17 protein-coding genes and 1 pseudogene are annotated in these 19,943 nt (G+C 53.9%); 9 read left to right on the top strand and 9 right to left on the bottom strand.

The features are described from left to right. Positions 1–69 precede the first annotated feature (69 nt). A complete protein-coding gene (locus tag AXE65_RS07580; RefSeq protein ID WP_079214096.1) occupies positions 70–1,989 on the top strand; it encodes a dynamin family protein in 1,920 nt (639 codons plus the stop codon). A 59-nt stretch (positions 1,990–2,048) separates the two neighbouring features. Here AXE65_RS07580 and AXE65_RS07575 read toward each other — a convergent pair whose 3' ends face one another. From AXE65_RS07575 to AXE65_RS07550, 6 genes are all read right to left on the bottom strand, one after another. Then, entirely contained in the window at positions 2,049–2,900 is an 852-nt protein-coding gene (locus tag AXE65_RS07575; RefSeq protein WP_068390333.1) for an ABC transporter permease, read from the bottom strand. 3 nt (positions 2,901–2,903) lie between these two features. Then, entirely contained in the window at positions 2,904–4,136 is a 1,233-nt protein-coding gene (locus AXE65_RS07570; protein ID WP_068390331.1) for an ABC transporter permease, read from the bottom strand. Positions 4,137–4,206: 70 nt separating this feature from the next. Next, positions 4,207–5,160, bottom strand: a complete 954-nt coding sequence (locus tag AXE65_RS07565; protein WP_239685048.1) for an extracellular solute-binding protein — start codon at positions 5,158–5,160, stop codon at positions 4,207–4,209. 244 nt (positions 5,161–5,404) lie between these two features. After that, on the bottom strand, positions 5,405–6,478 hold the full coding sequence (locus tag AXE65_RS07560; RefSeq protein ID WP_068390327.1) for an ABC transporter substrate-binding protein: 1,074 nt from the start codon (positions 6,476–6,478) through the stop codon (positions 5,405–5,407). A 224-nt stretch (positions 6,479–6,702) separates the two neighbouring features. Then, the gene (locus tag AXE65_RS07555) at positions 6,703–7,764 is read right to left on the bottom strand and encodes an ABC transporter substrate-binding protein (protein ID WP_204376538.1); all 1,062 of its coding nucleotides are present in this window, start codon (positions 7,762–7,764) and stop codon (positions 6,703–6,705) included. 42 nt (positions 7,765–7,806) lie between these two features. Beyond that, complete coding sequence (locus tag AXE65_RS07550; protein ID WP_068390324.1) at positions 7,807–8,925, bottom strand: ABC transporter ATP-binding protein; 1,119 nt, start codon at positions 8,923–8,925, stop codon at positions 7,807–7,809. 534 nt (positions 8,926–9,459) lie between these two features. On the opposite strand from AXE65_RS07550, the gene AXE65_RS07545 reads away from it, so the two are divergent. Next, positions 9,460–9,735 carry a type II toxin-antitoxin system TacA family antitoxin gene (locus AXE65_RS07545; RefSeq protein ID WP_068390321.1) on the top strand — a complete coding sequence of 92 codons (276 nt, stop codon included), beginning with the start codon at positions 9,460–9,462 and terminating at the stop codon, positions 9,733–9,735. Continuing rightward, positions 9,735–10,217, top strand: coding sequence for a GNAT family N-acetyltransferase (locus AXE65_RS07540; RefSeq protein ID WP_068390318.1), 483 nt, complete (start codon positions 9,735–9,737; stop codon positions 10,215–10,217). Before AXE65_RS07545 ends, AXE65_RS07540 begins: the two co-directional genes overlap by 1 nt. A 157-nt stretch (positions 10,218–10,374) precedes the next feature. On the opposite strand, the pseudogene AXE65_RS07535 reads toward AXE65_RS07540, so the two are convergent. Next, a pseudogene (locus AXE65_RS07535) lies at positions 10,375–11,259 on the bottom strand (outer membrane protein assembly factor BamD); the annotation flags it as partial. A gap of 156 nt (positions 11,260–11,415) precedes the next feature. Between AXE65_RS07535 and rluD the strand changes: the two are divergent. Continuing rightward, a complete protein-coding gene (gene rluD / locus AXE65_RS07530; RefSeq protein ID WP_068390313.1) occupies positions 11,416–12,387 on the top strand; it encodes a 23S rRNA pseudouridine(1911/1915/1917) synthase RluD in 972 nt (323 codons plus the stop codon). After that, positions 12,371–13,108 (top strand): peptidoglycan editing factor PgeF, encoded by a 738-nt coding sequence (gene pgeF, locus AXE65_RS07525; RefSeq protein ID WP_068390310.1) that lies wholly within the window; start codon positions 12,371–12,373, stop codon positions 13,106–13,108. The genes rluD and pgeF overlap by 17 nt, the downstream gene beginning before the upstream one ends. On the opposite strand, the gene AXE65_RS07520 is transcribed toward pgeF, so the two are convergent. Both AXE65_RS07520 and AXE65_RS07515 read right to left on the bottom strand, forming a co-directional pair. Continuing rightward, positions 13,089–14,096, bottom strand: a complete 1,008-nt coding sequence (locus AXE65_RS07520; protein ID WP_068390305.1) for a methyltransferase — start codon at positions 14,094–14,096, stop codon at positions 13,089–13,091. The two genes, pgeF and AXE65_RS07520, sit on opposite strands and share 20 nt — an antisense overlap. Next, positions 14,096–15,055, bottom strand: coding sequence for a 2-hydroxyacid dehydrogenase (locus tag AXE65_RS07515; protein ID WP_068390302.1), 960 nt, complete (start codon positions 15,053–15,055; stop codon positions 14,096–14,098). Before AXE65_RS07515 ends, AXE65_RS07520 begins: the two co-directional genes overlap by 1 nt. A gap of 82 nt (positions 15,056–15,137) precedes the next feature. On the opposite strand from AXE65_RS07515, the gene AXE65_RS07510 reads away from it, so the two are divergent. The 4 genes from AXE65_RS07510 to rhlB are packed head-to-tail and all read left to right on the top strand — an operon-like array spanning position 15,138 to position 19,941. Continuing rightward, positions 15,138–16,667, top strand: coding sequence for a sensor domain-containing diguanylate cyclase (locus AXE65_RS07510; protein WP_068390299.1), 1,530 nt, complete (start codon positions 15,138–15,140; stop codon positions 16,665–16,667). A 7-nt stretch (positions 16,668–16,674) separates the two neighbouring features. Then, positions 16,675–17,946: an ATP-binding protein gene (locus AXE65_RS07505; protein WP_068390398.1), complete on the top strand. Its 1,272-nt coding sequence runs from the start codon at positions 16,675–16,677 to the stop codon at positions 17,944–17,946. Beyond that, positions 17,943–18,497: a response regulator transcription factor gene (locus AXE65_RS07500; RefSeq protein ID WP_068390297.1), complete on the top strand. Its 555-nt coding sequence runs from the start codon at positions 17,943–17,945 to the stop codon at positions 18,495–18,497. The genes AXE65_RS07505 and AXE65_RS07500 overlap by 4 nt, the downstream gene beginning before the upstream one ends. Then, positions 18,439–19,941: an ATP-dependent RNA helicase RhlB gene (gene rhlB / locus AXE65_RS07495; RefSeq protein ID WP_079214094.1), complete on the top strand. Its 1,503-nt coding sequence runs from the start codon at positions 18,439–18,441 to the stop codon at positions 19,939–19,941. Before AXE65_RS07500 ends, rhlB begins: the two co-directional genes overlap by 59 nt. Positions 19,942–19,943 lie beyond the last annotated feature (2 nt).

Below are 19,943 nucleotides of genomic sequence, written 5' to 3'. Positions count from 1 at the left end.
GTTAGCACAACTGCGCCGATTGAGAAGCTGTAGCGGTCAGTACGACAAAAGACTAAAGGAGTGGTTGTAATGGAACATCTGAGCCATAAGGTCAGTGCACTGTCTGCTTGGAAGAAGGAACTGCTGCGAGAAATCACCCGCTACCGCAGTCTGATGAGCAAAGGCCGTCTGGTTACGGCCGCCGCCGAGGCGCGGCTTGAGGCGGCGCTACACCTGTTGCGCAATGACCAGATTACCTTGGTGCTGATTGGCGAGTTCTCGCGCGGCAAGACCGAGCTGATTAACAGTCTGCTGTTTTCGGCCAACAACCAGCGCCTGCTGCCATCGCAAACCGGCCGCACCACCTTGTGTCCGACCGAACTGTATTTTGACCCCGAGGCGCAGCATCCCAGCATCGCGCTGCTGCCGATTGAATCGCGCCTGTCCGGCAAAAGCCTCGCCGTGTTGCGCCGCAAAAGCAAATACTGGACGCATATTCGCCTCAATGAGGCAAGCCCTGAGGCGCTTGCCAATGCCTTTGCCGAAGTCGCCAGCAGCAAGGCCGTGCCCAAGGAGGAAGCCGAACGTTTGGGGCTTTGTGTAGACAAACTTGAACCTGCCGGGCAGGCCGGTTTACTGCTGGTGCCGCGCTGGCAGCATGCGCTGATCAACTTTGACCACCCACTGCTGCGCATGGGGCTGCGCATTATCGATACCCCCGGGCTTAACGCGCTGGACAGCGAGCCGGAGCTTACCCTGTCGATACTACCCGACAGCCAGGCGATTTTATTTGTGCTGTCGCTGGGTACTGGAGTCAGCGCAACCGACCTTGGCGTTTGGCAAAACCATTTGCACGGAGCACAGCGTGGCCACGGGGGCTTGCGCTTTGCCATCCTCAATAAAATCGATTTGCTCTGGGATGACCCTCATGGCAGTGATTTTGTGCAGGAAAGTATCGACCGCATGTGCCGCAAAACCGCCGAACAACTGGATATCGCCGCAAGCGATGTGTTGCCGCTTTCGGCCAAACAGGGGCTGCTCGCCCGCATCCGCAGTGATGAAGCGCTACTGGCACGCAGCCAACTGCCGAATTTGGAAAAACTGCTCGGCGAGCGCTTGATTCGGCAAAAAGAGCAACTGCTGGGTCAGACTGTTCTCAAGCAAGTATTGGAGTTGGTAGAAGGCAGTTACCAAGTGCTCGAAGAGCGTCTTAACGAAACCAAAGAACAGCAAAAACAATTGGCAGATAAGCAACAAGACAGCAATCAACTACTGGCCAGTTTTGCTGCAAAAACCCGCGCCGAGCATGGCAATTACCGCAAACAGTTGGCGCAGTTAAAAAATAACCATAACCTGCTCAAAGAGCAAAGCGCTCGAATGATTGCAAACAGCCCGCAAGTCATGCTGGACGAACCACTTAAGCAACTGCGCCAAGGCATTGCTGGCAGTTTAACGACCTTGGGCGTGCGTAGGGCCAATGCAAAATTCTTTGCGCTACTGGAAAGTAATCTGCAAACCTTTGCCCATGAAATGCGCGTGGTTAATCAGACCGTTGCGCATATTTACCGCCAATACAAGCGCGAACATTCGTCGCAACAAGAGCTGACCGCACCATTATTTGAGCTTGATGCTTACCGTGAAGAATTAACCGGTCTAAGTGTATTAAGCCATCAATTCAGCCTTTACCCTTGGGCTTTATTTAATGCGCAAAAGGTGCTTAAAGAGCGTTTTTTAACCGCATTGGAGCAAAAAATTATCGAGTTTCACCAACGCTTGCATGAAAATGCGACGACCTGGGCAAACAGTGCGCTGATACCGTTAGTGCAACGCTGTCTTGAGCACAAAAAATTGTTGGAAAACCAAATGCACGAACTGAAACAACTCAGTCAAAACAGCAGTCGGGTGCGCCAACAAGGCGGACAATTACAACAACAGATTGACAGAATGACCGGGCAGTTGCAGGAACTGGGCGAAATTATCCAGAGCCTGCAACAGCCACTTAATTCATAGCCAATGGTTAAACAACGCCTCCCTCACAATTATGCGAGAGAGGGCGGGAAAAGGTTAAATTAACCCGCTGCGCCACGCAGTCGCATGGCGCGGCGGCGCAGTAATTCCAATGTCACCAGCAAAATAACCGACATTAAAATCAGCAAAGTCGCTACCGACAAAATGCTTGGGTTGATTTGCTCGCGCAGGCCGGAAAACATCTGCCGTGGAATGGTTCTTTGTTGCGGACCGGCCATAAACAAAATGACCACCACTTCATCAAAGGAAGTAATAAAGGCAAATAACGCGCCGGAAATAACGCCGGGGCGAATCAACGGCAAAATCACATCAAAGAAAATCCGCAGCGGCCTTGCCCCCAAACTTAGGGCGGCGCGTACCAGTGAATAATCAAAGCCGACCAAGGTGGCGGTGACCGTAATAATGACAAAGGGCGTACCCAATACCGCGTGCGCCAAAATCAATCCTAAAAAATTGCCGGAAAGACCGATATTGGCGTAGAAAAAAAACATACCGGCGGCGGTAATAATCAGCGGCACAATCATGGGCGAGAGCAGCAGGGCAGTAATCAGTCGGCGCGCGGGCATTTCATCGCGGGCAAGCCCGACCGCTGCGCAAGTACCCAAGGCGGTAGCAATCAAAGTTGAAAAGATACCGATAAAAAAGCTGTTTTTAATGGAAAGCAGCCAACCGGCATCATTAAATACCGCACTGTACCAGCGCAGCGAATAAGCCTCTGGCTTTAATTTGAGCATGCCTTCGGTAAAGCTGAAAAAAGGTTCAGCATTAAACGAAAGCGGCACAATCACCAAAATGGGTAAAATTAAAAATAAAAGTACCAGCCAGGCGGTACTGCCTAAAAGCGCGCCGCCGATACGGTGCCAAGTGCTGTAATAAACCGTTTGCTTAGCCATGATTTACCCCAATTTAATATTGCTGGCACCGACAAAACGGTCGTATAGCCAATATAAAAGCAAAATCAAAAACAGCAGCAATGAACCTAAAGCCGCTGCCAGTTCCCAGTTATTGGAACTTTGCATATGAAAGGCAATAATATTACTGATCATCTGCCCATCGGTACCGCCGACCAGTGCCGGAGTAATGTAGTAACCGACGGAAATAATAAACACCAGCAAAGCACCGGCGGAAACCCCGGGCAAGGTCATCGGGAAATAAATCCGTGCAAAAGCCCCTAAAGGTTTTGCACCCATTGATAACGCCGCGCGTGTGTAACTGGGATCAATCGAACACATCACGCTGTACAAAGGCAATACCATAAAGGGCAGCAGGATATGGGTCATCGCCAAAATGGTGGAAAATGAGGTATAGAGCATTTCAAACGGCTGGTTAATAACACCAATGCTTATTAAAAAACTGTTAATCACCCCATTCGTTTGTAATAGCGCAATCCACGCGGTCGTGCGTACCAGCAGCGAGGTCCAAAACGGCAGCAATACCATGACCATTAACAAGTTGGCTTTATTGGCCGGTTGATTGGCGAGGTAATAGGCCAGCGGATAACCCAATAATCCACAGAGCAGGGTAATCAACAAGGCCATATACAGGGTTTTGCCGTAGAGCTTGCGGTAGATTTGCGTGTCGCGGTTTTCAATATGGCCGTCATGGCTCATCTGTAAATCCAGCGAGGTTAAGTAATTGTCATAGGTGTATGGGCGACCGGCGCGTTCAATGGCGCGCCATAGATGGGTTTCTTTCCAGTTATTATGGCTTTGCAGCAATACATCGGCGCCATAGAGCGGTAGCTCTTCGTTTTTCATACGGCCAATTTGTCTGGCGGTCGATTTAATTACGCTGGACATACCGCTATAAGCGCGGTTGACTTCTTCGGCCAGTTTTCCGGCCTGACGCTCGGCATTGAGTTGATGCAATTCGGTGGCAAAGGTCGTTAATACCGAATTATCCGGCAGACCCTCGCCATCCCAGCCGGAAAGCTGCTCCAAGGTATGCGGGATAAGCTCGCCCAAGGTCGGGTGATAGACACTTCGCCAAAGCATGGTGACAATGGGCAGGGCAAAGGTAATCAGCACAAACAGCAGTAGCGGCGCGACAAAGGCCAAGGCTAGCCAACGTTTGCGCCGTGCGCTTTGCGCCGCTTGACGGGCTTCTTGTAGATTTAATTCAGCAGTCATTACAGACAAAGCACAGCCTCCTGTTTAAATAAAGAGCCGGACAGAATTTATCCGGCTTTAAGGATAAGGGTTAATTAGTCAGCAACCATTCGGCAAAGCGTTCATCCAGGGCTTGGCCGTAATCCGCCCAAAATTCGGAATTGGCCTGAATACCAATATTCAAATGTGTTGTGGGCAGGTTATTGCGTAATAAATCATCCATTTCGACCAATGCCAGTGAGGATTTACGGGTTGGGCTGTAGGATAAATCCGTGCCGCCCACTAACGGCACTGGCTCGGTGGCAAAGGTGATAAAACGTTTGGCCAGTTCCAACTTGGGCGTGCCTTTGGGAATGCTCCAAATATCGTAATCATAAATATGGCCGTCCCACAGAATGGCAAAGGGACTGTTTTGATTACGCATGGCTTCATAAAAACGCCCGTGCGGAGCTTGTACCAAGACGGCACCGCCGTCATTTAATAATTGTGGTGCCTGGGAATAGGCATCAAACCAGACAATGTCTTTTTTAATGCTATCAAGCTTGGCAAAGGCGCGATTTTGTCCGGCTTCTGTGGCAAGTTCATGATAAACATGCTCGCGGGCTATGCCATCGGCCATCAGTGCCCATTCCAAAAGGCCAATGGGTTTGCGTTGAAAGCCGCGTTTTCCGGGGATTTTATTCGTATCAAAAACATCATTAATGGTTTTCGGTACGATCTTGCCGATGGTATTGCTGTTGTAACCAATGGCAAGGGAATAAATATCGTTGGCAATGCCGCAGTCGGTTAATGTGCCGGGTAAAAAGTCATCCGTGGCTTGGCTGCCGTCACTGCCTGGTGAAAGCATGTTGTGGTCGAGCACTTCAAGCAGTCCTTCGGAGCAGGCGCGCTCCAAGGTAAAGGCATCGACATTCACCACATCCCACTGCACTTTACCGGCTTCGACTTGCGCTTTAATTTCGGCCATGCCACCGGCATAACCGTCAAACAGAATTTTAACGCCGCTGTTTTTTTCAAACGGGTCAATCACGTATTTTTTCTGCATGATATTATAAGCGCCGCCCCATGAAATCACAGTTAAGCTGTTATCTTGGGCATTGGCTGAAACGCTTACAATGCTTGCGATACTAGTTAAAGCAGCACCAAGAAAATAATGACACAAGCGTTTTTTCAAGATTTTTATAGTGCAGTTCTGTTGCTTGCTGAGTTTCATTTTATTTATCCTTTTATTGCTCGGTATTTCCCTGATAAAGCGGACTGCCGAATACAGTCCGCTTATGTTTATCTGCTTATTTCAATAACCATTCGGTGAATTTTTCATCCAGGGTTTCGCCGTAATCCGCCCAAAAGTTTGAACTACTCTTGATGCCCTTATCAAGGTGCGAAGTAGGCAAATTATCAATGGTTTGTTGATCCATTTCGCGCAGTGTCATGGAGGATTTACGCGGCGGGCTGTAGGCAATATCGGGCATGCCGGACAGCGGTTTGGAGGAGGTGGCATAACGGACAAAGTCCATGGCTAAATCGCGTTTTTGGCTGCCTTTTAAGATGGCGAACAAATCAAAGCTGTAGATATGTTTATCCCAAACAATCACAAAAGGCGCTTTTTCTTGGCGCATGGCATTAAAGAAGCGACCGCTCGCCGATTGCACAATCACTGCACCGCCGTCATTTAATAATTGCGGTGCTTGTGACCAGGCATCAAACCAGACAATCTCTTTTTTAATGCTGTCGAGTTTGGCAAAGGCGCGTTTTTGCCCTTCATCGGTGGCAAGTACCTCATAGACTTGGTCTTTATCCACGCCATCGGCGATCAATGCCCATTCCATTAAATAAGTAGGGCGGCGTTGAAAGGCGCGTTTACCGGGGAATTTTTGCAAATCAAAGATATCGGCGAGCGTGCTTGGCGTATTTTTGCCGATAGTTTGTGTGTTATAGGCAAATACCACGGACCAAACCACAGCCGGTACGGCGCATTCGCTATCCAGTGCACCGGGAATAAAATCCTCGCTGGCTTTACTGCCGTCTGCGCCATCGGCTAATGTGCTTTGGTCTATCATTTCCAACAGCCCTTCGGAACAGGCGCGTTCCAGGTCAATATCTTCAATATTGATAACGTCCCACTGTACTTGGCCGGATTCGACTTGCGCCTTGATTTGCGCAATGCCGCCTGCGTAACTGCCAAACAGGACTTTATTGCCGCTGTCTTTTTCAAACGGCTCGACCATATGCTTTTTAATGGTATCGCCATAGGCTCCGCCAAACGAATAGACGGTTAATTCATCGGCAAATGCCATAGGGGTAGAAAGCGCCAGCGCACAGACTGTGCTTATTGTGACAAGTGATTTTGGCAAAAAAGCCATAAATAATGCTCCCTTGTGGTTATTGGTTTTAGCGTGGTTACACAAGCCCATTATTGGCTGTGTATTTTATGCGGCTTATTACCAAGGCATAGGCTTGGTAATCAGTCAGTCATTCTTTTAAATAGTGAGTAAATAGTCTTTCAAGGGTTTGCCAACAGGCATTAACAATAGACAGTTTCGGCCGGATTGCGAAGGGTATTTCCATTCGCAATCCTTTGCCCATCTTATTTAAGCTGCCATTCGCTGAATTTTTCCCCCAGCGCTTCGCCATAGTCTGCCCAGAACTCTGAGCTGACTTTAATGCCTTTATCCAAATGGGAGGTTGGCAGGTTATCCACCACATCCTTGGGCAGTAGAGCCGCCGAGGATTTACGCGCAGGGCCGTAGGCCGTATCGGCCGTTCCGGTTAATGGCGTGGTGCCGGTGGTGTAGAGGACGAACTTGATGGCGAGGTCTTTTTTCGGCGTGCCTTTTAAGATGGACCAACCTTCGGTGTCGTACAGGTGGCCGTCCCAGATAATCACGAACGGGCGGTTATCGTTGCGGATGGCATCGTAAAAACGCCCGTTGGCGGACTGCACCATCACCGCGCCACCATCGTTCAAAAGCTGCGGGGCTTGCGACCAGGAGTCAAACCAGACCACGTCTTTTTTGATGGTATCGAGCTTGGCAAAGGCGCGTTTTTGCCCGGCATCGGTGGCGAGCACTGCGTAGACTTGATCAAAGGGTACGCCATCGGCCATCAGTGCCCATTCGAGGTTGATTTGCGGGCGCTTGCGCAAGGCGCGTTTGCCGGGGATTTTGGCGCTATCGAACAGATCGGCAATGGTGGTCGGTACGACTTTACCGATGGTGTCTTTGTTGTAGGCGTAGACGGTGGAGAAGATGTCGGTATCGACCGTGCAGTCACTTTGCAGCGTGCCTTGCACGAAGTCATCCTTGGCGGGGGTGCCGTCCGCGCCGGGTGGCAGCAGGCTGTGGTCGATGGATTCGAGCAAGCCTTCGGAGCAGGCACGCTCTAAGTCAACCGCCTCAATACCGATGACATCCCATTGGATATTGCCGGATTCGACCTGCGCTTTCATCTCGGCCACGCCGCCGGAATAGCTGTCATAGAGGATTTTAATGCCGCTATCGCGCTCAAACGGATCTACCGAGTGCTTTTTGTGCATCGCGCCGTAAGCACCGCCAAAGGAAATAACGGTCAAGCTGTCCTGCGCCAGCGCCATGCTTGAGGCGAGCGCAAAAGCGGCGGCGAGAGCCAGTGGTTGTAAGGGTTTCATCATTAAAGTGCTCCTGCTTGTTGGGATTGTTGTAGGGGTATGCGCTTATCCGGCGGGGTGGTCAAGTGCTTGGCTGAACTCGGGCAGCCAGGCGAGCGAGACTTCTTGACCGGATTTAAAGCGCGGCGCGGCGCTGTCGTTAAGGCTTTTTACCACCAGTTCAGTGCCGCAGCTACTTGCGAAATGATAGCGGATATATTCCCCCACGTAATGACGGGTGACAAAGCGGGCGGGAATACGGTTGCCGTTTTCGCCTAGGTTATCGGTAAAGGTGAGTTTTTCCGGCCTTACCGAAACGGTGGTTTTCTGCCCGACTTGATTCACGCCGCCTGCCGCGCGGCGGGCGCTGACGGTAGCGCCGCTGGTCAGGCGCACCTTGGCTTGCTGCTCATCAATGCTCTCGACCACGCCATCTAATTTGTTGCTCTCGCCGATAAAGTCGGCGACAAACAGATTGGTCGGGTTTTCATAGAGCACATGGGGCGCATCGCACTGCTGTACCACGCCGCGGCTGAATACGGCAATGCGGTCGCTCATGGTCAGCGCTTCGGTCTGATCGTGCGTCACGTAAATCACGGTAAAGCCAAGCTGCTCGTGCAAGCGCTTGATTTCAAACTGCATTTGTTCGCGCAGTTTTTTATCCAGGGCGCCCAAGGGTTCGTCCATCAGCACAATATCCGGCTCAAAAATCAGCGCCCTGGCGAGCGCCACGCGCTGGCGCTGGCCGCCGGAAAGCTGCCCCGGATAGCGTCCACCAAAGCTTTCCAGTTCAATCAGTTTTAAGTATTCATCGACTTTGGCCTGCACTTGTTCGCTCGATTGCTTGCGCAGCTTGAGCGGGTAGGCGAGGTTTTCGCGGATGGTCATGTGTGGAAACAGCGCATATTGCTGGAAAACCATGCCGATATTGCGGTCATAGGGGGCAATATCGGTGACGTTGCGTCCATTGATAAGGATTTTGCCGCTGGTGACATCTTCAAAACCGGCCAACATCATCAGGCAAGTGGTTTTGCCCGAGCCGGACGGGCCAAGTAGGGTGATGAACTCGCCTTTGGCGACATCCAAATTGAAGTCTTTAACCACCAGAGACTGCTGGTCGTAAGTTTTTTTGACCTGAACAAATCGCAAAAAGGCTTCGTTGGTGTTGTTGTCTTGGGCGGTCATGGCTTCCTCTTGGAATTTTTAGGAATTGGACGGTGGTTCGATTTATGGATGAATTGTCATCAATATTGCGCCCAGGCACAAGCATTTTCAAGTCTTTAGTACTACCTGTTGGGCAAGATGTTGACAATTTTGTAAATGGCTTCCTCAAAAGGGGGGATTTTGGATGGGGGTTTCCGGCGAGTGGGCTGTAACCTTATAGAACATACTTTTGGTAACTTGCTTTAGGGCGACCTTATTATGTTTATTTGCGACAGAATGCTTGCCCTCGCCCGCAAGCGGGCTAGGGGAGCCAATCGCTGAATAGCCTTAGCGGTCTTCTCTTATCTATGGAGGTGTATCGTAAAAGGGGTAGAGAACACATTTTCATTCTGGAATTAAATTTTTAACCACATGATTTTATTAATATAAATCAAACCAATCGGTAGCAAAAATCCGGTGGCGGGGTCTTTTGCGACATCCTCTGAAGGACGGGCTTTCTGCGCAACTCGGTAAAAACTGCTTGCAGTACAGAATATTTACGTACATAGTCTTGACATGAACACCACCGCTGCCCGACTGGACTTGCGCCTGAACATCGGTGACAAACAGCGCATCGCCCGCGCCGCCGCCTTGCGCGGCATGTCGCTCTCCGTCTTCGTGCGCGAAGCCGTTTTGCGCGAGGCTGATTCCGCCATCGCCGCCGATACCGTGGTCACTCTGTCCGAAACCGAAACCCGCCGCTTTCTGGCTGCGCTGGATGCTCCCTTTGCGCCCAATATCAGCCTGCAACAGGCGATGGATGCCGCCGCCCAGCTCGTCCAAGCGCCGTAATGGCACTGCGTATCACCTTACTGGATACCCGCCAGCACGACCGTGCCGAGTTCGTCTGTGGCGTTAAAGCGCTGGACGATTATCTACGCCAGCGCGCCGGACAGCATCAACGCGACAGTATCGCCACCATCCACGTTCTGATTGACGATGAGGAACCCGCCCGGGTTCTGGGTTATTGCGCATTATCCGCCGCGCAGTTGTATCTGCATGAATTGAGCGAAGCAGACCGCAAACGATTACCCGCGTGGCCGGTGCCTGCCATGCGCATGGGGCGACTGGCCATCGCGGCAACGGAACAAGGTAAGGGCTATGGTCGGTTATTGCTGGGCCACGCCGTCAATCTGGCGCGTTTAGTCCGCCAGACAATGGGCGTGCGCGTGCTGATTGTTGATGCCAAAGACGCCACCGCCGCCGCGTTTTATCAAAGCTACGGTTTTCGCCCTACGACAAGCGAAGCGTTGACGTTGTATTTACCGGTTTGAACCGCTGGCAGTCGGTTTTGATCAATGCACAAGGCATAGCGACGGAGGCTTTCGCGACAGGATCTATGGGGCGCGGGAGAGGGCTGTTCAGTGGGCAGCCACTCTATTTGTTGTTAAAAATCCGCACCGCTTTTGTACAAAGGACAGGGCGTTATTGTTGGATTTCTGCTGGCAGTTCGTCCTTGGCATCTTCGTACTGCTTTTGCACTTCTTGGTTGGCTTGCGTGGTGCTCGGCGCAGGTGGGGCTTTTTCAAAAGCGCCCAAGTAGTCTTCTTCGCTGGTCGGGGCGGTGAGTTTGCCGTTGGCAAGTAGCGAATGATTGGGGTAGTTAAGGCGCAAAGTGGCCAGTGCGCTGTCGGCCAAATCGTCCAATTTAAGCTGGCGATAGCCTTCTACCATCAGCGCGAGACCGTCACCGACGACGGGCGTACCCTGGAAGTTTTCCACCACATAGCGGCCACGATTGGCGGCGGCGAGGTACGCCTTGCGCTTGATGTAGTAGTTGCCGACATGCACCTCGTAGGCGGCCAGGCGGTTGCGCAGGTAAACCATGCGCTGCTTGGCATCGGGCGCGTAGCGGCTTTGCGGAAAGCGCCGCAGCAGTTCGGCAAATTCATTAAACGAATCACGTGCCGCGCCCGGGTCACGTTTGTTCACATCCAGCGGTAAAAAGCGCGAAATCAGGCCGCGGTTTTCCTCAAATGAGGTTAAGCCTTTGATATACCAAGCGTAATCTACATTGGGATGCTGCGGATGCAGGCGAATAAAACGCTCTGCCGCCGAGCGCGAGGCTTCCGCGTCACCGCTTTTGTAGTAGGCGTAGACCAGTTCAAGCTGCGCTTGTTCGGCAAAGTGCCCGAATGGATAGCGTGATTCCAGCGCTCTTAATTTTTCCGCAGCGGCGCTGTAGCTGTTGTTGTCGAGCGCCTCTTGCGCCTGCTGGTAAAGCTGCGCTTCGCTGGTGTTGTCCTCTTCGGTGGATTTATCCGATGAGCAGCCGCCAAGCAACAGAGCAGTCAGGAACAGCAGTATCAGCGTCATGGCAGGGTATTGGGTTAGGGGAGAGGGTTTGATAAACATGCAGTAATCTCGGGTAACGGGTATTGGGCGGCCTTGCTAAAGCTACTGCTATGATGGCTGCCTTTCACATTTAATCACAGCCTGTCCGCCCTACTAAAGATGCTTTTTCCTGCCGTTATGCCTTCCAGCGATTTAGATCCGCTTATTTGCGAAACTGCAAAAGTGCCGCCTGAGTTGGCTGGGCAGCGCTTGGATGCGGTTGCCGTGCAGCTTTTTGACGGGTTTTCACGCTCGCGCCTGAGTGCTTGGATTAAAGACGGCTGTTTAACGGTGGGTGGCACCCTGTGCAGGCCGCGTGATCGGGTTAAAGCTGGTGCACTGTTGCAACTGAACGCGCAAATGCAGGTTCAAGGTAGCTGGCAGGGGCAGGATATTGCACTGAATATCCTGTATGAGGACGCGCATATTCTGGTGCTGGATAAACCTGCCGGATTGGTGGTGCATCCAGCGGCGGGGCATGCCGATGGCACGCTGCTCAATGCCTTGCTGCATCATCTGCCGGAACTTTCGCAGTTGCCGCGTGCCGGTATCGTTCACCGGCTGGATAAAGACACCAGTGGCTTGTTAGTGGTCGGCAAAACCTTGCAGGCGCAAACCGCGTTGGTGGCGCAGTTGCAGGCACGTAGCATCAGCCGGATTTATCAAGCGGTGATTAGCGGAACGCCCCCCGCAGGTGGCACGGTGGATGCGCCGATTGGCAGACATCCCATTCAGCGGCAGAAAATGGCAGTCACAGCAGGCGGTAAACCGGCGGTGAGTCATTGGCGGGTGCTTTCGCGTTTTCGCGCTCATTCGCATATTCAAGTGAAATTGGAAACCGGCCGTACCCATCAAATCCGCGTACATATGGCGCATATCGGCCATCCCTTGTTGGGCGATGCGCAGTACGGCGCTCGTTTGCGCTTACCGGCGGGCGCGAGCCAAATACTGATCGACACACTAAAAACCTTTCCGCGCCAGGCTCTGCATGCCAAAGAATTGGCATTAACCCATCCACACACAGGGCAAAGGCTGCACTTTGAGTCGACCTTGGCTGCGGATTTTTGCCAGTTACTGCAAAGGTTAAAAGACGATGCAAAAAACCTTTGACTGGATTACCCCAGACTGGCCCGCACCCAAACGGGTTAAGGCTTGCGTCACCACGCGCAGCGGCGGGCTTAGCCAAGGCGCATGGGCCTCGTTTAATTTGGCTGACCGGGTAGGGGACTCGTTAGAGACCGTCCGTGCGGGCCGCGAGCAGTTGGCGCGGGTTTTAGGTTGTAAACTTGCGTTTTTGCAGCAGGTACACGGCAAGCAAATCGTTCCCGCCGATCCGGATGATTGCCCACAGGCCGATGCCAGTTGGACGCAAATGCCGGGTATCGCCTGTACGGTACTGACGGCCGATTGTTTGCCGGTGTTGTTCTGTGATGCCTCAGGTAGCCGAGTGGCCGCGGCGCACGCCGGATGGCGCGGGCTAGCCGCCGGGATTTTGGAGCAAACGGTACAAACGCTCGCGGTGCCTGCTGACCAGTTACTGGTTTGGCTAGGACCTTGTATCGGCCAGGCGGCCTTTGAAGTCGGCGAAGAAGTCCGCGCAGCTTTTGTGGATCAGCAAGCCGAAGCGAAAGCCGCTTTTATCCCCGCGCCAATAAGCGGCAAATATCAGGCCGATCTCTATCAACTTGCTTATTTAAGACTGGCGGCCTGCGGGGTAACGTCCGTTTACGGCGGCGGTTTTTGCACTTATACCGATAAGGCGCGGTTTTATTCCTACCGCAGAGAAAATCCCACCGGCCGCATGGCAAGCCTTATTTGGCTCGCTGATTAACCGCGCGTAATACGTGAAATCCACCGCGCTCGGCCATCGTCTCGCAGCTGCCTAAATACTGCGAAAGTATCGGCGGGTATTTTAGAAAGCGGTTTGCCACAATCCGCAGTTCGCCACCTCGGACAAGATGCGAGCGCGCCTCGCGCAGCAAGTCTTCCGTGGTTTGATAGCAGGTGGCAATGCCCTGATGAAACGGCGGATTGCTGATAATCGCGGCGAAATCCTGTTTGGCATCGGCAATGCCGCAGGCCGCTTGCACCTTGGCTTCAACAGAGTTGGCGGCAAGCGTTAAATGGGCGCTGTGCAGGGCAAAGGCGCAGCTATCGAGCAAAGTGACCGACTGATCAGGGTAGCGCCTTGCCAGCGCCGCACCCAATACGCCCGCGCCGCAGCCAAAATCCAAAATCGGCCCGCGCGGCAGAGCGTTAAGCTGTTCCAGCAAAAGCGCCGTGCCTGCATCCAAATGCCCGTGCGCAAATACCCCAGGCAGGCTGATCACGCGAAGTTCGCCGTCTGCCAGTGGTACGCGGTAGTGCTTGGTCCACTCGCCAAGCACGGGAGCTGGCGGGGATTGTTCGACTAAAACGCGCCAAAGCTGGCAATGGCGGGCGCTGTCGATTTTGTGCGGGCTGCCGAAGGCTTGTAACTGCTTGGCCGCACGCTCAATACCGGCGCGTTTTTCGCCGACCAGATAAAGCGGCCTGCCCGCCAAACGGGCGGCGAGCTGGGTTAATAAATAGTCGGTCTGCTCGCGCGATTTGGGCAGAAACAGCACGGCAGCGGCAAATTCAGTTGAAGGTGGCTCAATGCCAAAGTGGCAGCGCCCGTCAGTGCTGCGCGTAAGCGGGGTATAGGCATCCATCTGCCAACTCCAGCCAAAAGCCTGTGGCAAAGCTTTGAGCAAATCATCGGCGGGCAATCCGGCGAGCAACACTGTGCCTGCAAAATGGGAAGGATTGCGCAGCAGCAACTGGCTTTTTGCATCCATCAGCCAATCACCCGCATGGGATTACCCGACAAGAACGCGGCGGTATTTTCAGCAAGCTGCATCACAATACGCTGCCGCGCTTCACGGCTACCCCAGGCGTTGTGTGGGGTGATCAACAGGCGCGGAATATCGGGCGCGAGTAGCACATTGCCCGAACGCGGCGGCTCTTCGCTGAGCACATCGAGCGCCGCGCCGCCCAGGTGGCCGTTTTTAAGTGCATCTGCCAGCGCCTGTTCATCGACCAAGCCACCACGGGCGGTATTGAGTAAAAAGGCGGTTTTTTTCATTTGCCGCAGTTCGTCTTTACCGATCAAGCCGCGCGTTTGTTCGGTTAATGGGCAGTGCAGGCTTAAGGCATCGACTTGCGGCAGCAGTTGACTCAGCGGCAGTCGTCCATTTTGAGCAGGACGGCCCGGCAACTGCCCGATCAATACCTGCATGCCTAATGCTTGGGCGAGTTTGCCGACCGCTTGACCTAATTCGCCGTAACCCAAAATGCCTAAGGTTTTGCCGGACAGTTCCACAATCGGAAAATCCAGCAAGCAAAATTGGCGGGCCTGTTGCCAGCGCCCGCTTTGTACGGCTTTTTGATAGTCTGCCAGGCGAGTCGCCAGCGCGAGCAATAATCCGATGCAGTGTTGCGCCACTGAAGCGGTGCCGTAGCCTTGGCAGTTGCAGACGGTAACACCGAATTCACCGGCGGCGGCAAGGTCAATATTGTTGCAGCCGGTGGCGGCGATCAGCACCAGCTTAAGCTCAGGACAAGCCTGCAAAGTCTCGCGCGTGATCGGCACTTTATTGCTGATGGCAATTTGTGCACCTTGCAGGCGCTCACTGACCTGTTCGGGGCAGGTGGATGGATGTAATACCAGTTCATCAAACAGGTTGCGGAGCGGAGCAAGTTCAAGGTCGCCCAAATCAAGCGAAGCCTGGTCAAGAAAAACGGCGTGAAACGGCATGCAATTTTCAATAGGAGTGGTAGGGTAGGGAGCCAACTAGCGTACACTATGTAATTTCTTGCAAGAGCGATTTTTTAGGCTGATGCCCGATAACTTTGCTGTTCCCCTGTTGCACCGAAAACCCATGTTGTTGCCGCTGACCAAAGCGTTCGTCGTCTTGGCCAGTTTTTCGCTGTTGGTTAGCGTCATTTGGCTAATCTGGGATGCCAGACAAACCCGTTTGGATGAAGCGCGTTCTGCTTCGGAAAACCTCGCCGCTGCGCTTGCCCAACACGCCGAAGATACCTTAAAAGCCGCTGATACCGTGTTGCTGGGCTTGGCCGAGCGGCTTGAGGTCGATGGGCAAGAGCCGAATCGAATGCCCAGGCTGCAACGCTTTATGCAGCAGCGCGTGCAGGAATTGCCGGACCTACAGAGCCTGCTGGCGTTCGACCGTGAGGGCAATTGGCTGACCAGTTCTTACGGTGCACGTATGCAGGACCATGACAATACCGACCGCGGCTATTTCAAGTGGCACCGCGAGCACGAAGACAGCCATGTCTATATCAGCCCGCCCTTGCCGGGGCGCAGCAGTGGTGAATGGGTGATTCCGGTCACGCGCCGCTTGAATGATAACGAGGGGCGTTTTAATGGCGTAGTCGTCGCCTCGGTACGGGTGAATTACTTTCAACAGGTTTACCAAACGCTGGACATCAAATACCACGGCTTTATTTCGTTGTCGCTGAATGACGGCACCGTATTGGTGCGTCAACCACCCAGCGCAGACAACGGCCTGCTCAGCAACACGCTACCTTCGCAGCAAAACAGCGGCAGTTTTAGGTTGATGGAAAATGGCCGCAAACGGATGTACAGCTACCGTCGGTTGGAGCGCTATCCGTTGGTGGTGATAACCGCGCTGACGCAGGACGAAGTACTGGCAAATTGGCGCACTGAAGCGGCCATGCAAATAGTGGTCGTAGTTATTCTGATTGTTCTGCTCAACCTGTTTGGCTTTTATCTGCTGCACCTGATTAAAGGAGAGCTGGAGACCCATCGTGCCTTGCAACAGGCGCGTGACCATCTGGCCGAACAAAGGCTGCAATTGGAAAAACTCGCCCTTGAAGATGAACTAACTGGCCTTGCCAATCGGCGGCATTTTATGGCGCACCTGAATGAAGAATTGCGCCGTGCCCGCCGTGCCCGCCAGCCCTTGGCGTTGCTGATGTTGGATGTGGATTTGTTCAAGCAATACAACGACCTTTACGGACACAGCGGCGGTGACCAGTGTCTGCGCCAAGTCGCCAAGGTATTGCGGATGGGGCAGAATCGCCCGGGCGATTTGGCGGCTCGCTACGGTGGCGAGGAGTTTTGCCTGCTGCTTTCGGCAACTGACAGCAGCGGTGCGGCGCGAGTGGCTGAGAAAATCCGCCAAACACTGGAGCAACGTGCCATCAGCCACGGAGCCAGCCCGCTGGGCATTTTGACCATCAGCATTGGTGTGCACGCGCTGTATCCGCAAAAAGACACAGCCCAAGAAGCGGGCGAAACCCTGCTGCAATGCGCCGATGCGGCGCTTTACCAAGCCAAGGCAGGCGGACGTAATCGGGTAGTCGTTTACCGCGATGAATACTGAAAACCGCATGTCCACACCGCCGCTGGCGATGCTTTCGGCCAGCCATCAAAACCTCTGGCGGTTGACCTTAATCCGCATTCTGGTGCTACTCGCGCAAGCCGCTTCGGTGGGATTTGCCTATATTTGCGACCTGTTGCCATCCCCGTTGCCTTGGACGGCGCTTTGGCTCACCCTCGCCGCTTCGGCCACGCTCTGTGCGTTAACGGTTTTCAGGCTGCGCTTTAGCGTGCCGGTCGGGGAGCGCGAATACGCCGCGCAACTGGCCTGTGACCTGTTGATACACAGCGTGCTGCTGTACTACTCCGGCGGTGCAGCCAATCCTTTTGTCTCCTACTATCTGGTGCCACTGACCATTGCCGCAGCGACCTTATCGCGCTTTTACAGCCTGCTGCTCGCAGGGCTGGCACTGGCCGCCTACAACCTGCTGATTGTCTGGTCGCAGCCGCTGCAGATGCTGCCCGGCCAGCGTGAAAAACTGCTTATTTACGGCATGTGGCTCAGCTTTGCGCTGGCGGCTGTGCTGATTACCTTTTTTGTCGCGGCAATGGCCGCTGCTTTAAGAAGGCAGGAAGAACTGCGTGCCAAGCGGCGCGAAGAAGGGCTGCGCGACCAACAACTACTGGCGATAGCCACCCAGGCCGCTGGCGCGGCGCATGAACTGGGCACGCCCTTGGCGACCATCAGCGTGCTGCTTAAAGAGTTGCGCCATGAGCACCAGGACCCGGCGTTACAAGAAGACCTCGCCATGCTGCAAGAGCAAGTCGGGCAGTGTAAAAACACGCTGCAACAACTGGTACGGGCGGCAGAAATCGACCGCCGCGAGGCACCTCCCGAACAAAGTGTGAGCGACTGGGTAAACAGCGCGTTAAACCGCTGGAATTTAATGCGCCCCGAGCTGAGCTATCAGTATCAGTGCCAAGGACCGGGCGAGCCGCCGAAGTTAAGCGTGCCGACCGATTTAAGCCAGGCGCTGCTTAGCCTGCTCAACAACGCCGCCGATGCCTGCCCACAGCAGCTTGAAATTCGCTTAAATTGGGACAACAGCCATATCCATTTGACCATTCACGACCAAGGCTGCGGCGTATCGCCCGCTATTGCCAAGCAAATCGGCCAGCCCTTTGTTAGCAGCAAAGACGGCAAGGGTTTTGGCATTGGTTTATTTTTAAGCCGCGCCAGCATCAGCCGCGTGGGTGGCGTTTTAAGGTTGTACGCGCACCCTGTCGCTGGCACAGTAACCGAACTTAAGCTGCCGCATCGGTCACAAGGAAACGCCTTATGAATGAAGTTACTGAAACGGAAGACCAACCACACCTTTTGCTGGTCGATGACGACCCCACCTTTACCCGCGTGATGGAACGCGCCATGAGCAGGCGCGGCTTTCGCGTCAGTGTGGCGCACAGCGCTGATGAAGGCTTGGCGCTCGCGCAGAATGATTTGCCCGATTACGCCGTGCTGGATTTAAAGATGGAGGGTGACTCCGGCTTGGTACTGCTGCCCAAACTGCTGGAGTTGGATGCGGAAATGCGCGTGGTTATCCTAACCGGCTATTCCAGTATCGCCACCGCAGTGGAGGCGATTAAACGCGGTGCGACCAATTACCTGTGCAAGCCCGCCGATGCCGATGACGTGCTCACCGCGCTACTCTCCAAACAGGCCAACCCTGATACCTTGGTGCCGGAAAACCCGATGTCGGTTGACCGTCTGCAATGGGAACATATCCAGCGCGTACTGGCCGAACACGAGGGTAATATTTCCGCCACCGCCCGCGCCCTTGGCATGCACCGGCGTACCTTGCAGCGCAAACTGCAAAAAAGGCCGGTGCGGCGGTAATCGCCCTCCCGCTCCCATAAATGAGAGCGGGGAGGAAATAGAGCCGCTCACCAGACCACAAACTTTAGAGAAACCCTTGCTGAACACACTGAAAAAAATCCTGACCAAGGAAGCGGATGCCGAAAAGCCATCCACTGAAAATACGTCAAAGACGGCTAAAAGCCGCAAAGCCAAAACGCCGCGCCGCGGTAAACAACCATCGACCAACAAGGCCGAACAGCCTTGGCAACTGGCCGATTTTGTCGCCCCGCCGGTTCCCGGCAAAACCCGCTTTCACGACTTTGGCCTGCATGATGGCCTGATGCACGCCCTGCATGATTTGGGCTTTCCCTACTGCACGCCGATTCAGTCCGAAGTGTTGGGGCATACGCTAAGCGGGCGTGATGCGATTGGCCGTGCGCAGACCGGTACCGGTAAAACGGCGGCGTTTTTAATTTCCATCATCAGCCAACTGCTGCACACGCCGCCGCCGAAAGAGCGCTATATGGGCGAACCGCGTGCCTTGGTGATAGCCCCCACGCGTGAGCTGGTGGTACAGATTGGCAAAGATGCCGAGGCTTTGACCCGCTACAGCGGCCTTAACGTGATGGGCTTTGTCGGCGGGATGGATTTCGATAAACAACTAAAAACCTTGGAAGCGCGGTTTTGCGACATCCTGATAGCCACCCCAGGGCGCCTGCTCGACTTTAACCAGCGCGGCGAAGTGCATCTGGATATGGTCGAAGTGCTGGTTTTAGACGAAGCCGACCGCATGCTCGATATGGGTTTTATCCCGCAAGTCAGGCAAATCATCCGCCAGACCCCGCCTAAGGCCGAACGCCAGACTTTGCTGTTTTCCGCAACCTTTAGCGAAGACGTGATGAACCTCGCCAAACAGTGGACAAAAGAGCCGGTGTTGGTAGAAATCGAACCCGAACAGGTCGCCAGCGATACCGTGGAGCAACACGTCTACGCGGTCGCCGAAAGCGACAAATATAAACTGCTCTATCACCTGATCACCGAGCACAACTGGCAGCGCGTGATGGTCTTCGCCAACCGCCGCGACGAAGTACAGCGCATCAGCGAACGCTTGCTTAAAGACGGCATCAGCGCCGCACAAATGTCCGGCGACGTACCGCAGCACAAACGTATCAAAGTGCTCGAAGGTTTCCGTGAAGGGCGCATCCGCGTGCTGGTCGCCACCGATGTGGCCGGACGCGGCATCCATATCGAAGGTATCAGCCACGTCATTAACTACACACTGCCCGAAGAAGCGGGCGATTACGTCCACCGCATCGGCCGCACGGGCAGGGCGGGCGCAAGCGGTACGTCGATTAGCTTTGCCGGGGAAAACGACGCCTTCGCCTTGGCGCCCATCGAAGCCCTGATCGGCCGCAAAATCAACTGCGAAATCCCGCCGGCGAAGTGGCTCGCAGCCGTGCCCAAATGTTCACCCTCTCCCTGAGC

This window comes from Ventosimonas gracilis (assembly GCF_001580025.1).
Lineage (GTDB): Bacteria > Pseudomonadota > Gammaproteobacteria > Pseudomonadales > Pseudomonadaceae > Ventosimonas > Ventosimonas gracilis.
The sequence above is the reverse complement of the archived record's forward strand: the minus strand, read 5'-3'. Positions and strand labels throughout refer to the sequence as shown.

Coding starts and splice junctions, on each gene's coding strand:
- AXE65_RS07565 (WP_239685048.1), bottom strand. CDS start 5,160: ATGCAGAAAAAATACGTGATTGACCCGTTTGAAAAAAACAGCGGCGTT.
- AXE65_RS07545 (WP_068390321.1), top strand. CDS start 9,460: ATGAACACCACCGCTGCCCGACTGGACTTGCGCCTGAACATCGGTGAC.
- AXE65_RS07580 (WP_079214096.1), top strand. CDS start 70: ATGGAACATCTGAGCCATAAGGTCAGTGCACTGTCTGCTTGGAAGAAG.
- AXE65_RS07520 (WP_068390305.1), bottom strand. CDS start 14,096: ATGGATGCAAAAAGCCAGTTGCTGCTGCGCAATCCTTCCCATTTTGCA.
- AXE65_RS07540 (WP_068390318.1), top strand. CDS start 9,735: ATGGCACTGCGTATCACCTTACTGGATACCCGCCAGCACGACCGTGCC.
- AXE65_RS07515 (WP_068390302.1), bottom strand. CDS start 15,055: ATGCCGTTTCACGCCGTTTTTCTTGACCAGGCTTCGCTTGATTTGGGC.
- AXE65_RS07560 (WP_068390327.1), bottom strand. CDS start 6,478: ATGGCTTTTTTGCCAAAATCACTTGTCACAATAAGCACAGTCTGTGCG.
- AXE65_RS07510 (WP_068390299.1), top strand. CDS start 15,138: ATGCCCGATAACTTTGCTGTTCCCCTGTTGCACCGAAAACCCATGTTG.
- pgeF (WP_068390310.1), top strand. CDS start 12,371: ATGCAAAAAACCTTTGACTGGATTACCCCAGACTGGCCCGCACCCAAA.
- AXE65_RS07505 (WP_068390398.1), top strand. CDS start 16,675: ATGTCCACACCGCCGCTGGCGATGCTTTCGGCCAGCCATCAAAACCTC.
- AXE65_RS07555 (WP_204376538.1), bottom strand. CDS start 7,764: ATGATGAAACCCTTACAACCACTGGCTCTCGCCGCCGCTTTTGCGCTC.
- AXE65_RS07500 (WP_068390297.1), top strand. CDS start 17,943: ATGAATGAAGTTACTGAAACGGAAGACCAACCACACCTTTTGCTGGTC.
- AXE65_RS07570 (WP_068390331.1), bottom strand. CDS start 4,136: ATGACTGCTGAATTAAATCTACAAGAAGCCCGTCAAGCGGCGCAAAGC.
- AXE65_RS07575 (WP_068390333.1), bottom strand. CDS start 2,900: ATGGCTAAGCAAACGGTTTATTACAGCACTTGGCACCGTATCGGCGGC.
- AXE65_RS07550 (WP_068390324.1), bottom strand. CDS start 8,925: ATGACCGCCCAAGACAACAACACCAACGAAGCCTTTTTGCGATTTGTT.
- rluD (WP_068390313.1), top strand. CDS start 11,416: ATGCCTTCCAGCGATTTAGATCCGCTTATTTGCGAAACTGCAAAAGTG.